At 58.7% G+C, this 13,623-nt stretch carries 15 protein-coding genes; 7 read left to right on the forward strand and 8 right to left on the reverse strand.

Annotation, left to right across the window (positions count from 1 at the left end):
• Positions 1–268 precede the first annotated feature (268 nt).
• The 5 genes from NO934_RS06470 to NO934_RS06490 all read right to left on the reverse strand — a co-directional run bounded on the left by NO934_RS06470 (position 269) and on the right by NO934_RS06490 (position 4,533).
• Positions 269–1,297: a tagatose 1,6-diphosphate aldolase gene (locus NO934_RS06470; RefSeq protein ID WP_309163022.1), complete on the reverse strand. Its 1,029-nt coding sequence runs from the start codon at positions 1,295–1,297 to the stop codon at positions 269–271.
• Complete coding sequence (locus NO934_RS06475) at positions 1,297–2,205, reverse strand: PfkB family carbohydrate kinase (RefSeq protein WP_309163023.1); 909 nt, start codon at positions 2,203–2,205, stop codon at positions 1,297–1,299. Before NO934_RS06475 ends, NO934_RS06470 begins: the two co-directional genes overlap by 1 nt.
• 59 nt (positions 2,206–2,264) lie before the next feature.
• Positions 2,265–3,068, reverse strand: a complete 804-nt coding sequence (locus tag NO934_RS06480) for a transporter substrate-binding domain-containing protein (protein WP_309163024.1) — start codon at positions 3,066–3,068, stop codon at positions 2,265–2,267.
• Between the two features lie 127 nt (positions 3,069–3,195).
• A complete protein-coding gene (locus NO934_RS06485) occupies positions 3,196–3,861 on the reverse strand; it encodes an amino acid ABC transporter permease (RefSeq protein WP_309163025.1) in 666 nt (221 codons plus the stop codon).
• Between the two features lie 3 nt (positions 3,862–3,864).
• The gene (locus tag NO934_RS06490) at positions 3,865–4,533 is read right to left on the reverse strand and encodes an amino acid ABC transporter permease (protein ID WP_309163026.1); all 669 of its coding nucleotides are present in this window, start codon (positions 4,531–4,533) and stop codon (positions 3,865–3,867) included.
• 236 nt (positions 4,534–4,769) lie between these two features.
• On the opposite strand from NO934_RS06490, the gene NO934_RS06495 reads away from it, so the two are divergent.
• The 4 genes from NO934_RS06495 (at position 4,770) to NO934_RS06510 (ending at position 9,442) form a co-directional block, all read left to right on the forward strand.
• Entirely contained in the window at positions 4,770–5,477 is a 708-nt protein-coding gene (locus NO934_RS06495) for an amino acid ABC transporter ATP-binding protein (RefSeq protein ID WP_309163665.1), read from the forward strand.
• 594 nt (positions 5,478–6,071) lie between these two features.
• The gene (locus tag NO934_RS06500) at positions 6,072–7,964 is read left to right on the forward strand and encodes an AAA family ATPase (protein WP_309163027.1); all 1,893 of its coding nucleotides are present in this window, start codon (positions 6,072–6,074) and stop codon (positions 7,962–7,964) included.
• Between the two features lie 451 nt (positions 7,965–8,415).
• On the forward strand, positions 8,416–8,643 hold the full coding sequence (locus NO934_RS06505) for a DNA-binding protein (RefSeq protein ID WP_309163028.1): 228 nt from the start codon (positions 8,416–8,418) through the stop codon (positions 8,641–8,643).
• 478 nt (positions 8,644–9,121) lie between these two features.
• Entirely contained in the window at positions 9,122–9,442 is a 321-nt protein-coding gene (locus NO934_RS06510) for a hypothetical protein (protein WP_309163029.1), read from the forward strand.
• A 333-nt stretch (positions 9,443–9,775) separates the two neighbouring features.
• Here NO934_RS06510 and NO934_RS06515 read toward each other — a convergent pair whose 3' ends face one another.
• On the reverse strand, positions 9,776–9,907 hold the full coding sequence (locus NO934_RS06515; RefSeq protein WP_309163030.1) for a hypothetical protein: 132 nt from the start codon (positions 9,905–9,907) through the stop codon (positions 9,776–9,778).
• Between the two features lie 322 nt (positions 9,908–10,229).
• On the opposite strand from NO934_RS06515, the gene NO934_RS06520 reads away from it, so the two are divergent.
• Entirely contained in the window at positions 10,230–10,700 is a 471-nt protein-coding gene (locus NO934_RS06520; protein ID WP_309163031.1) for a hypothetical protein, read from the forward strand.
• Between the two features lie 188 nt (positions 10,701–10,888).
• A complete protein-coding gene (locus tag NO934_RS06525) occupies positions 10,889–11,299 on the forward strand; it encodes a thermonuclease family protein (RefSeq protein WP_309163032.1) in 411 nt (136 codons plus the stop codon).
• A 135-nt stretch (positions 11,300–11,434) separates the two neighbouring features.
• Here the strand turns inward: NO934_RS06525 and NO934_RS06530 are convergent, their stop codons facing one another.
• Positions 11,435–11,731, reverse strand: coding sequence for a hypothetical protein (locus NO934_RS06530; RefSeq protein WP_309163035.1), 297 nt, complete (start codon positions 11,729–11,731; stop codon positions 11,435–11,437).
• A gap of 428 nt (positions 11,732–12,159) precedes the next feature.
• Positions 12,160–12,411 (reverse strand): hypothetical protein, encoded by a 252-nt coding sequence (locus NO934_RS06535; protein ID WP_309163036.1) that lies wholly within the window; start codon positions 12,409–12,411, stop codon positions 12,160–12,162.
• Between the two features lie 394 nt (positions 12,412–12,805).
• On the opposite strand from NO934_RS06535, the gene NO934_RS06540 reads away from it, so the two are divergent.
• Positions 12,806–13,561: an SOS response-associated peptidase family protein gene (locus NO934_RS06540; RefSeq protein WP_309163666.1), complete on the forward strand. Its 756-nt coding sequence runs from the start codon at positions 12,806–12,808 to the stop codon at positions 13,559–13,561.
• Positions 13,562–13,623: the final 62 nt, after the last annotated feature.

A 13,623-nucleotide genomic window follows, 5' to 3' on the forward strand; every position in this document is an offset into this window, starting at 1 on the left:
AGATGGCGCGGCGCCTCGGTGTGGACATCGGCGGAGCCTGCTGCTGGCTGAACGGATCGATACCAACTGCACAAGCGGTCATTCGTTTTCAACGGATGACCGCTTGTGCAGTTGGTCCTATCTCCAAGAGATCTGCAAAGGTGGTTTTCGGAGTGCTAGGTTTGGCACGAATGTCGAAGGCGGGCTTTGGTCGACGCTTTTTGCCGAGCTTAGAACGTCACCGAACCAATGTGAAAGGCGCCCCACTCACGGAGGGCGCCTCTTATAACTATCTTGCCTTTCCGTAGAGCTTAGCGAAGTCTGGACCGGACGGATCCATTTCAATACTGCCTTGCCAGGACGAGTGCTCCTGCCAAGGGCGAGCCATTCGCTCAGTCAGCTCATTGACGCGGTGCATAAACGGAACAGCTTCATCCCTTAGCTTGCTTTCCATTGCCTTCATGTCTGGGAATTGATCGAAGGCCTGTGCCCAGATGGCGCGGCCGGCGAGATAGCCGCTGGCGCCAGCGCGATATGCGTAAACCAGCTTCTTGAGGAAATCTTCCGGACCGGCGCCGGCGCTCAGCAGCACCCACGGCCGCTTAAGGTTTCCAGCCATCTTGTCGAACAGCTTCTGCACGTCGGCCGCCTCCGGGCCATCGGGTTCGGGCACGTTGTGCACGTGGATCGGCGCTTCGAGCTTGTAGACATCCACTCCATCCGGATCCATTACGTCGGGATCCGACAAGGCCTCTAGAACCATTCTGGTGCGGTTCTGCACCACCAGGTTGGGATCTTCGTGCGGGAATGGGTAGATTAGAAATTCGAGCAGGAAGACAATATCATTGGCTTTACAGGCTTCCTTGACCGATTGCAGATAGGCGAGCTGATGCGCACGCACTTCCGGATCGACGTCAGAGCGGAACCAGAGATTTACCTTGACCGCGTCGGCGCCGATCTTCCGAATCTCGCCAGCATCCCACTGCGGGATATTGGACGACTTGCGGCCGCCTTCGGTGACGACCCAGGTAGCCCATTCCGTGGCGAGGATCAGCCCGGTGCGCGGCGGGATCGCATGAACGGCACTTGCGTACCCGAACGGCGGATCCACCAGGACAGCGGACGTGTGTGGCGCCAAGTATTCTGCCAGCATGCCTTTGACGGCCGAAATATCAGAAAATGGGGCAGCATCGACCCCACGCTTCTGCTTGATTGGATTGACGATTGGGCCGGTCTGGTCCATTGCCAACATCTTGAAGCGCCCGCTGTCATCCGACAGACGGCGCAGGCCCCATAGCTTACCGGGCGAAACTTTCATTATAATACTCCGTTTAAAAAGAGATCGACTTCCGAACGACCGGCAATGCTTTCCCAGCCACTGCCCTTCGCACATTTGAGTGCGGCCGCCGCGCTGGCAAAGCGCCCAGCCTGTTCCACGCTGCGCCCTTCGCCCACCGCGACCGTATAGGCGCCATGGAAGACGTCGCCCGCGCCATTGGTATCTAGTGCCTTGACGGGAAAGGCTGGCATGTGACGCACCCGCCCCTTTTCCAGCCAATAAAACCCGCCTGCCCCGGCTGTAACCGAAACATGGCCGTTGGCGCGTTTCGCTACGGCTGAAAGCCCGGATCGGGGATCGTCATGCCCGCTCAACTGCGCCAGGCACCGCTGGGAAAACACCACATGGTCAGCCAGCGGCAGCAGGCGTTGCACGGCTTCAAGATCATTTATGTCAGCATCCAGCACCGATATTGCACCACGATTTGCTGCGGCACTAAAAATGGCGGCGGCACCCTGCCACCAGCTATAGTCGGCCAGGACGGCGGCAGTACCGTTGAGGCATGAGAAATCCAGCCAGGTCGCATCGTCCGTCCAGCCTTCGCCCATGAAGCCGAAGCCCATGCGCTCACCACTGGCCTCGACAATGATCGTGCCTTGCGGGCTGCGACCACCATCAAACTGGCGGACCTGATCCGTGCGGACACCCGCTTCGCGTAGGCGGCGGATGATTTCATCGCCGGCAGCATCCGCGCCTATACGACTGTAGCAGACTGTTACCGCGCCCAGGCGAGCACAGGCCACGGCTGCCGTCGCAGCAATACCGCCGCCTGTCTCGACCTGACCTTTGACGCGCATTTTGCTCGGCTCGACTGGCAGGTTGGCCACATAAAGAATGCGATCGAGAAATGCGTTACCCAGCGTTGCAACCTTGATGGGGGCAACCATGACAGTCTCCGCTAAGTCTCAGGGGGGCGAGCGCGAAAGTCCGCCACCCTGAAGGAAGCCTAGAACCAGTAGGAAGGGAGGTCTTCGTTGACAGTGCCGATCCATTCCTGCTGCGCAGCCTGAAGCTCGCCGGAGTTCCACAGCAGCATAATCGCCGTATTGATCCATTGCAGCAGGTCGCTCTCACCCTTGCGAACGCCAACGCCCATCGGCGAGGAGCGCATTGGAAATTGCGGCTTGAACGCGTCGGTTTCCTTGGTGATCGTGAAGGCGGCGGCGGTACCCGAAACGATGCCGTCGACCTGGCCTGAGAACAGCGCCTGGTTGCCCGTAGCGGCATCTTCGAAGCGCATGATATTTGTTCCCGGCAACGCGTTTTCGGTCAGAAGCGTGTCATTGGTGGAACCGCGCGTCACGCCGATATTCTTGCCCACCAGATCTTCGTAGGAGGAAAAGGTCGTACTCGACGGCGCAATCACGGTCTGAGTGTCGATATATATCGGCACAGAGTACCAAACTGTCTTAGCGCGCTCAGCCGTGATGCCAAACGAGGAAATCAGAATGTCGCAATTGCCGGCGGTCAGGCTGGGAATGCGGGCCTGAGACGCCACATCAACCAGTTCGAGCTCCACCGCTAGTTCCCGCGCTAGAAGGTTGGCTACCGCAATGTCGAACCCGGCAGGCTGCAGGTTTTCGTCCGTTATGCCATAGGGCGGCGTCGAAAAGGATGTACAGACGACGAGCTTGCCATTGGAAATGATCGTGTCCAGCGAAGAAGGCGAACTTTGCGCCATGGCCGGAGGGATCGAGAACAAAGCAATCATTACACCAGAAACGGAAAGTTTATTCGAGAGATACGACATGCTTTTCCTCCATTTGGTCACGCGTATTTCAGGTTTGCACTTTGCATCTGCGATTGTGATTTTATGTAACCACTGATGGGCAGGCCGAACCATCCTTATGATTGTCAAAGGATTTAAGCTGTCCCACCTAGTGAGATTTTATCATTCCGCCGACCTTGAAACGCGCCTCGAGGTGGCGGCTCACCAGGGTCAAGGGGAAATTAATCGCGAAATAGAAGGCAGCAGCGGTGAGGAAGACCGGCAGCGGCTTGAAGGTCGCATTGCTCACGATCTGCGCCGCACGGGTCAATTCGGATATGCCGATGATGGAAACCACACTGGTTCCCTTCACCAGCTGCACTAGGAAGCCGATGCTGGGTGGAATGGCGATGCGCATAGCCTGTGGCACAATGATGCTGCTCATGGTCGTCCGCCAACTCAGGCCGAGCGCGTGGGCGCTTTCCCACTGTCCTTTGGGGACGGCAGCAAGGGAACTGCGCCAGATTTCGCCGAGGAAGGCGCTGGTAAAGATGGCAAAGGCGAAGGTCATGGACCAGGTCTGGTCGAGGCGCAGCCCCAGCATGGGTAAACCGTAATACGCCATGAAAAGGGTCACGATGATCGGCGTGCCTTGGATGAGGAAGACGAAGACCTCGGCAAGCCAGCGGATCGGCGCAAAGCGCGAGATCAGCATAGCCGTAACGATCGTACTGCCCACGACCCCGCCGGCCAAGGCGATCGCCACCAGTTGCAGCGTCACCAGAGTCGCCTGGGCGAGGAACAGAACATGACTGACCGTGAACTGCTGAAACATGGCTTATCTCGCCGGATATTTGAACCGAAAAGACATTCGGGCTATCGCTGCAAAAACCAGTCGGAAGCCTGTTGTTAGCAGGATGTAGAATCCGGCTACGAAGACGAAAGCCTCGAAATTTCGCACCGTTAGGCTCTGAATGTCATTGCCCGCTCCGGTTAGCTCGGCAACCGAGATAGCCGACAGCAGACTGGAAGACTGCAACAGCAAAACAAACTGCCCCGACAGCGCCGGAAAGATCGAAGCCAGTGCCGGTTTCAGCACGATACTGCGGAAAATGGTCGGGCCTCGCATCCCAAGCGCCCGGGCCGCCTCGATCGGGCCGGGCGGCACATTGTCGATGCCCGCGCGGATGATTTCGGCCAGATAGGCTCCGCCATAAATACTCAGGCCAATAATGGCTGAGGTGACTGGCGAAAGCCTGATGCCCAGACTTGGCAAGCCGAAATACACCACGAACAGCTGCACTAGGAATGGTGTGTTGCGGATGATCTCGATATAGATCAGCACGATCAGGCGCACGGGACGGCTGACACCCATGGCCACTGCGCAGACAAGACCGATCAACAGTCCCAGCACCATAGAGGCACCGGATATCCACACCGTTGTCCACGCACCCGCTACAAGCAGGTCGAGCCGCGAGATCGTGCCACTGAATTCCAATCCGTTCATGGCTCCTCCAATGTCTTTATGGGTATTAACGCCGGCTCGGTCGGTCAACGTGGCAGGCGAGCCAACTTGGATAAGTGTCTCATTTTGTGAGACTAGCATCATGGCAGGGCAACCAAGCTACGTGACGCGCCATGGCCTCTTCACTAGACTGACGGCATCAAATACGTCGCCAAGCGAGGAGATCCGTCGTGTCGACCGTAAGTTCAGGGACAATACCGGCCGTCGAAATCGTCCAGATGGACAAGTTCTATGGTCAGTTCCAAAGTCTGACCGGCGTCACGCTATCCATTTCTCAAGGGGAAAAGATTGTGGTCTGCGGGCCGTCCGGTTCGGGCAAGAGCACCATGATCCGGTGCATCAACGCTCTCGAAAAACACGAAGCCGGTACGCTCAAGGTGCTCGGTCGTGAGGTCACCACGGACCGTGCGTCGATCGACGCAGCCCGTAAGGCTACCGGTATGGTGTTCCAGAGCTTCAATCTGTTTCCACACATGACCGTGCTGGAGAATTGCATGATCGCCCAGCGTAAGGTGAAAGGTACGTCTCAGCGTGAGGCTCGCCAACTGGCGCTCCACTACCTCGAGCGTGTGCGCATTCCCGAACAGGCAGACAAGTATCCCAGCCAGCTATCGGGCGGCCAGCAGCAGCGCGTTGCCATTGCCCGCGCCCTTTGCATGAAGCCTGCCATCATGCTTTATGACGAACCTACCTCTGCTCTCGACCCCGAAATGGTCAAGGAAGTGCTCGACACCATGCTTGAGCTGGCAAAGGAAGGGACGACCATGGTCTGCGTCACTCACGAGATGGGCTTTGCGCGCAGTGTGGCTGACCGCGTCGTCTTCATGGATAAGGGCCGCGTTGTCGAAACTGCCTCACCGGCCGAGTTCTTCGACAATCCTCAGAGCGATCGAGCCAAGACGTTCCTCGCCCAGATGCTGCACTAGTCCCGCTGCGCCTGAACAATAACGGGAGCGGTCGGGTGACCGCCCCTTCTGCGTTTCGACAGGGTTCTCGCATCAGGCAACCGGCGAAATGGCACGACCTCAATGTTACCCCGGCACCAGCGATACTCGGCCCTGTTGACATAAGTTGGCATCCGTAACTTTGCGACGGCTAGTGCCAGGAATCCCAGGAATGATATAGCCGTCTCATGCGCCGAAACTGCTTGAGCTTGTTGAACATGCGCTCGACCCGGTTGCGGTCCTCACTCGTCCTTGTTACCGCGGCCGTCGTCGCCATCTTGGCTCCGCTTTGCCTTTTCATCGAGCGTGGGTGGTGGGGAGGTGCCCGATGCCTGAAGCTCCAGCACCAGGCCGACGTGGGCTGCAATAAAGTGGAGCGCAGCTAATCAATCCGCCAGGGTATAATATCGCGGTCGCGATCCGGGTTTCTTACGATTGCTTCCGGAATGATGGGAAGCCTTCGGTAGTTCTCGCGGCATATCCGCAATCCTTGCTTTTTGCCGGATCTGCGTAGCTCGGCAAAAGGCCCCTTCCGACCTATTCCTGTCTCTCTATCGCGGGAAAAGGGCACGGCAAATGGCGGAAGATGACAACGACATCTCGGATACGATGGAGTCGCGGCTTGAAGCGAAGTCCGAGTTTGCGGACCCACGCCTAGCTATCTGTGAAGCCTGCCTCAAGAGAACCATTCCGACACCCGTCTTCGAGAAACTTTTGGCCGACACTTTCAGCATTGTTCTTGTCGAAGTGCCCGGTGCGGATTGGGTGGACTGGGTGGGGGCGGCAGTCAAAGAGATGCTGCCGAAATATCCTCTGCTTATCCGATCGAGTTCGCGCAATCGCAGGGCATCCGGCGCCGATCTTGATCGTCTGGTCACCTTGGTCGCAACAGAGGGCGGCGCGATTGTCATCCTCGAAAGTGGAGACATTCCCAAAGAAATCGAGAGGATGGCCGATTTCCGATTTAGGTTGATACTGCCCGACCTGTCGGCCCTCCGAGAGGTTGCGCGGCGGACCCTCGTTGGAAATGCGGCGCGCATCAAGTCCGTGCCTAGCCGAGCTAGCTTGGGTACCTTGGCTGCCTGTTTTCCGCCGGGAGCGCCCGTAGCCACTGCCATTCGCCGGCTCCGCAAGTTAATCGGTCCTGCCACGCCCCCCGTCAGCGACATCCCCGATCTGGATTCGGTGCAAGGACTGGATGAAGCCAAGCTGTGGGGTATGGATCTCAAGACCGATCTCGCGGCCTTCAGAGCCGGCGAAATCCCTTTCTCGGCGATCGAGGCCGGCGCAGTCCTGACAGGCCCGCCCGGGACCGGAAAGACGATGGTGGCGCGGATCATCGCCAAGGCGTGCGGCCTGGCTTTCGTACCGACATCGATAGCTACGCTGTTTGCCACGTCCGACGGTGATCTTGATGGCGTGATCAAGAAATTCAGATCGGCGTTCGAAGAGGCCAAGGCCTCCGCCCCGTCTTTACTGTTCATCGATGAGTTGGACGCCCTCCCCTCCCGAGACACGATCGACAATCACGGCAGAAGCTGGTGGACACCTCTCATTACGGATTTCCTCCTGCAGCTCGATTCGTCATTGAACGATCGCAGCGGTGTCATCGTAGTCGGCGCCACCAACCGGTATCAGGACCTCGATCCGGCCCTCGTGAGGCCGGGCAGGCTCTCAAAGCGGCTGCAGATCGATCCGCCTTCTACCGACGCTCTCGAAGGCATCCTTCGTCACTATCTCAAGGACGACCTTGCGGCCGACGACTTGCGACCGTTGGCTGTTCTGACAACAGGCGCGACCGGGGCCGCAGCCGCTGAATGGGTAAATGCCGCGCGGCGGGCGGCACGAAACGCGGGGCGGGCACTGCGACTGGATGACCTCTGGGATGCCGCCATCGGTACTGAAAGCCGCTCGGTTGCCGAGCGCTGGCGGGTAGCCGTTCACGAAGCAGGCCATTGCGTCCTAGGATATCTTCTCGGCCGGAAGCCGGTTTTCGTAACCGTCCGTATGGTGGGGCATTCCTCAGGTCACACCCGTTTCGACGACGGGCCCAACTTGACGCGCAGTGACCTGGAACGGGCTGCGGTCGTGATGTTAGGCGGTCAGGCAGCGGAGCGTACTATTCTGGGCGACAACGCCATGGGCGCGGGCGGAAACCGAGGATCCGACCTGCATCTCGCCACTGAAGTGGTTGCACAGGGCCATGCGTGTTTTGGCTGGGGCGACGCCATGGTCTGGCGCACGGAGCCCAAGAACGCAGTGCAGCTTCTGTCGAGGGATCCGCGTTTATTCGAAATGGTGGAGGGAGACCTGCGTAAGCACGCCGAAACTGCCAAAAGCCTGATAGAGCAGCACGCCGACACCTGCCGCAGGTTCGCCGACTTGCTGATGTCGCGTCTATCGCTCAGCAAGGACGAGCTAGATGAATTTTTCCGTCATATCCCGTCCTGGCCAAACAGGAAGGATTGACGGATTTTCCGTTGTGACCGGTATGGTTCACCTGGGTCGAGGAAAGGCCTCGAATTACAATTCTCCCGGACAGATCAGGAGTTTATCACTCATTAAGCAATCCGGGCGCCTTCTAGATTGCGACCCTCGCGAATGCGAAACGGGCGGATGGTCGTTGGCGCGGCACCCGTCCGGATGGGTCGAAAAACATGGAGATCGAAAATGAAATCTATCATCGTCTATAGCCACGCCCCACCTCCTCTTCCGGTCCGTTGGTCCGGATCGGAGGGTCTGCCCTTGCCGTAAATTTCCAATCGGGCGAGGCGAACACTACCGCCTCCACTCTTAAGCGGCAAACAATGACCACGACATCCGGATCTTGGCCAGGTGACTGCCTGGTTTTCGATGCATCCGCGGCTCTGCCGCGTCGGTGCGCGGCTAATCCATGTCTATTGTCCGGAGTTTGCATTTCATGAGTACCGACTACGATTTGAGTGCTGACGTCATCTGGGGCGCGGAGGCCATTGGCCAGTTCTTGGGAATGACCCGCCGGCAAGTCTACCATGCCTGCTACCAAGAACATTTGCCCATTTTCAGGGTCGGCAGCACATTGGCGTGCCGAAGGTCGACGCTGATGGCCTTCATTACCGAGAGGGAGGAAAAGAATGCCTCCTTCCGACGTGGCCTGCCACGGGCCTAGCCAACCCCCTAGCGGTCGAGCTTGGGTTTGCCCGGCCGCCACTATCCTTCCTCAGAAGCGAAGTAATTCTTGACCGTGTCGGTTTTGGCAGGAGTAATCCTTGGAGCCCGTCTGCGAGACGATCTCCAAGCGGAACGGGTCAGGCCGCTCCGCAACGCCAATTGCCGGAGCGGCCGTCTCGGGGCTCTGGCACGGTGTTCGAACCGTCGGGCAACTTTTGCAACCGGGCGGTTGGGGCGAAAAGAACAACGCGCTCGTAAGGCGCCTTACCATGCCGACTACGCGCGACGATGACGACGTCTCCTATCGCTGACGGGCCATGACAGAGTCGATACGATGACGACGCCCGCTGCGGTCACGTCGGTTCGTTCGACGGAGCCGTTTGGCCGCGTGGCGGGTTTCGACCGCTTCGACGTTGCGCCTCTCCGGGATTTGATCGACCATTCCGTAAGGATAGATTCGCAACGGAACGAAGGTCATGCCCAGAGACGGTCAACCCAATATTTCAAAATTCGCCCGCGCTGGCGGCGCGGTATGGCTCGACGGTCCCACGCCCGGCGTGATTCTTGCCGTCGACGGAGAGTATTGCCTCGTTCGGTCGAGGCGCGAGACCAACGGCGCGACAATCTGGAGCGATCCGTTCTGGATCGAAGCATATAGCGGTCCTTTGGTAGGCACGCCGCCCGCGAAAGAAGCCGAGATTTGGCAAAAGGAAGTCGCTTCGCTGGCTGATAGACCATATCCGGCCCGGCCGAAAAGCAAGAGGGCAACAGGTCTGCAGGGCGATTTGTTCTGGTAGGCTCAGGCGGCTGATGAGAGCGAGAGCGCATCTACCACAGAGAACGGAAAGCCTGGATAGCAGGTCACTACAAACCCTTTGCGTCGGCAAAACCCGCCGCCTCTGCGTCGGAGCGACGGCCAAACCGTGCAAGAGCCATGCTGCGGGGACGGAGTGTCTGGGAAGCGATTGAATGCGCTCAAAGACCCGAGCCTCCGGGCGCTGTTCCGGATGGATGCCTCTGGCGCCAAAGATCCTCCGCCAAAATGATGGAATGGCGGTAGGTTTTGATCGTCGTACTCATGCTAGCATGCCCGATCCATGTGATCAGGTCGTTCAACCGGATGCCTGCGGTCAGCCAAATGATGACGCGTAGCGATGAAAGCCGAGGATTTCTCCGCCGATCTTACGCTGCGGCTTCACGTGCATGCTCACCACGGCGTCGCAGCGATAAACCTTTTCCGCATCGTCGCTTATCAACTGCATGTGCCTCGGGCCGCACCGCCTCCAGCCAAGCCAGAAGCACGGCCTTGAGCGCGCTGTTCATCGGAATCCCGTTGACGCCGAGCAACCGCATCACGCCGCGGCAAGAGGGTGAAATAGCCCAGGTGCTTTCGGCACCGTGACAGGCACGATCGGCGGAGCAGTGACTACGACCGACGAGCAGGAGCCCGATCTGTGGAAGCGATCATTGCGCAGCCGCTGATGTCGCCACGTTGTATCGGACGGTAACCATTCATTAACTTCGCGCTGGTGGACGAAAATATTTGGGCTAATGTCCCGTTGCCTGACGGCATTGGGGGACATCATGAGAAAGCTAATCGCGTTATTCGCCTGCGCAGCACTTTTGGCCGGTTGCTCAACAACACAATCAAAATTCTATGAAGACCCGAGCGCGCCGCAGGATACTTTCTTGTGCCGGGCGTATCTCGAGACTGATGACGTCCAATACCGCGCGGACGTCGCAAAAGAGCTATCGCGGCGCGGCCTCAATGAACAACAATGCCGAGACAAGGTGGCGGGGCACACTGCAGCCTTAGTGGGCATAGCATTGCTCGGCACAGCGTTGGCCGTAGGCGTCGCGGCTAATAGCGGCGGAGGCTATTCGGCTCCGTATTACAGCGGCGGCGGTTATGGCTATGCCTGGGACCAATTTTACAACGTTTCCTATAGGCTGATTTGGCGATGCCGTAGCCGCGCAAATGGGCAGTTTGTTCCTGATACCTATTGCGCCGGAAAGGCCAAATCCGACTTCACTTGGCCTGGCTATTCTGCTTGAGAATCAAAACAATCCCTGAGGGTGAGCCAAACTTATCCCCACTCATCTCCAGGCGGCTACGCTGCCTCCATTGAAGTTTGATGGAGAGCGGATATGCACCTCAAGGAATGGAAATTGCTGCTGCGGCTGGTCGTTGCCGTGATCGAATACCTGCTGGAGCGCCTATGGTTCGGAAATTCGATGTATTGATGATCGCCATAGTTCTACTCGGCGCCAGCAGCATATCGGCCTCCGCCCAGCCCATCCTCGATATGTGCGCACCTAACCAGCGCAACACGCCGGACAAGACCTGCATCGTCGATGGCGATACGCTCTGGCTCAATGGCGAGAACATCCGCCTCGAAGGCTTCGATACACCAGAGCCTCAGACAAACATTTGCGGCGGTGACCAGGAGAAGGCGCTGGCCGCACAGGCAAGCGCCAGGCTCCGCGAGCTGCTCAACGGCAACGAATGGACGATCGAGCGGGACGGCATGGACCGCAACGGGCGGACGCTGGCAACGATCAGGATCGGCGGCCGCGATGTCGGGGAATGGCTTGTGGAGGAACGTCTGGCCCGCTGGTGGCAGGATGGCGAGGAATGGTGGTGCGCCGATTGATGCGAAAACCGGTCTGCCGAGTTTTGGGGGCTCAAAGGCAGACCGGTTCCACCCTTAGCGGGAGTGTCCGCCGCAACAGGGTCTTCACGGTGTCGTGAATAAATGCGGCAAGTGTGGGGCGCAGGGCGCCCGGCCCTAGCTATTCAGCTTTTGGAGCCATCGCGCCGTCCTGGACGGGCGGAATTTTCGCGTAACCTTACGCTCGAACGGATAAGCAGAGCTGCGATAAAAATCCGCGATATCCTCACCCGCGAACGAGCGATCACCAACAATCATGCGGGCGCCCCGAAGGCTAACGGGTGCAGCCTCTTCCATGGCGAACCGAACAGCTTTCGCGGCTGTGGGAAACTCACGAGATCCCTCTTGTTTTGCGCTATGCCAGTCGCTGCCCAGGTACAGGGCCGCGCGGGCGTTCATTTCGATGTTTGTCATAGTTCCTTTGTCGGGCAATAACCCGACCAACGTTAAAGCGCCTCAAGCCGTTTTCGGCGAGGCGCTGGTTAAATTCGATTCTGTTTGGGAGAATCTGGACAGCTGCCGTGATCGGCGCATCCGGAGAGGTATATGGTTCGCGAATGCGCCGTTTACAAGGCCGGAGGCAACCGGCTTTTCCCCTTGCGCGGAGTGGAGACATGCACCACCTTGCCCGCATGTCTCCACTCGCGCGCGTGCTTCTCATCGCCGGTGTTCTTGGAATCGTCCTCAGCCTCGCGCTAATCGCGCGACCACTCCTCGGATTTGAAAATGACGCGCGACGATCCCGACCCCTACATCGACTTTCCCGAGCCAGATGCTGAGGAGCATCATCCGCGCCGTGTGCGCAGACCGCAAGCCGACCGCCCACCACCATCGAGCAGACGCTAGGCCAGAGGCTCCTGCACAAACGTCAGCGTGTCGCGATCGAGAAGATAGATCTTCGTGTAGGGCCGCGAGACATTGTACTCGCCATTCACGGGATCGAAGATCGAGAAGCGGATGCCAGCGAGGTGCATCGCCCAGGCCTCGTCGTAGGTGAGGCGCATTTGCTCGCGGTCCCGGCCATTGAGGAAGATCGTGTAGCGCCCCGGCGCTGGGGTGCCTTGCGGCGAATGATCCACTGCTGGTTCAGCCATCTTGCTCTCCTTTGATCGGACTCATATTATGAGAACAAAATAGGAACAAGCAGGTACGTGATCACAAATGGCGCGCAGAAAAGGAGAGATGACGCCGGCGCAGGTCGACCGTGAGTTTCCGCATCAAATTGCGGTTCCCGCCAGCGTGATCGTTTCGCCTGCTATGCGGCGCGCTCATGGCGCCTGCGATCGCGGCCACTCCATCGTTCACGAAAACGACTGGTGGAATGTCATCTGCTTTCCGACCAGGGAGCAGGCGGAGCGGTTTGGCCGGATTGTCGACGGTCTATGGGTTGACCCCAGGGAGCGTGGTCGGGGCCACAACTGGATGAAGTGGACACCGAAGGAAACTCCGCTACCTTTCAGCGAAACAACGATCATCACGGATGGCAGGATGTGCAATCTCTATTCGATGACCAGTAATGTGCAGGCGATCCGGGATTTCGTTCGCGAGAGCCGCCGGGCGCAACTGGGCCTTCACGCCAATCTCGGCAACTTCCCGCCCCTGCCCGGCATCTACCCTGACTATCTGGCTCCGATCATCCGCAACATGGACGATCTCACACCGGAACTGGCCATGGTGCGCTGGGGCATGCCGTCGTCGTCCCGCGTGCTCTATGAAGCCGCGCGCGCACGCGCCAAGAAGATCCAGGACAAGGAGAAGCGAGAGCTCAGCCCTGAGGAGTTCGACCGGCTCGTGAGGATGGAGCCCGATCGCGGCGTGACCAATGTGCGCAACACCGATAGCCAACACTGGCGCCGATGGCTGACGCCGCGGTTCCGGTGCGTCGTCCCGTTTACCTCTTTCAACGAATTCAACAAGGACGCCGGCGGGGATATCTGGTTCGCTTTCGACGATACCCGTCCCCTCGCCTTCTTCGCCGGCATCTGGGCGCCGCAATGGACATGTGTGCGCAAAATTAAGGAGGGCGAGGTGACCACAGACCTGTTTGCCTTTCTCACCACCGATGCCAATGCCGAGGTGAAGGCGATCCATCCCAAGGCGATGCCGGTGATCCTGACGACGCCCGATGAGGTGGAGACCTGGCTGACCGCGCCGTGGAGCGAAGCCAAGGCCCTGCAACGCCCCCTGCCCGATGGCATGCTCAAGATCGTCGCTCGAGGCGTGAAGGAGGACGGATCGGTATGAGCAAGCCCGCGGAACCGACCAAGCTCGCTTTCGAGAGTAAATCGTCCCTACAAAAGCCTACG

Source organism: Pelagibacterium sp. H642 (assembly GCF_031202855.1).
Classification (GTDB): Bacteria; Pseudomonadota; Alphaproteobacteria; order Rhizobiales; family Devosiaceae; genus Pelagibacterium.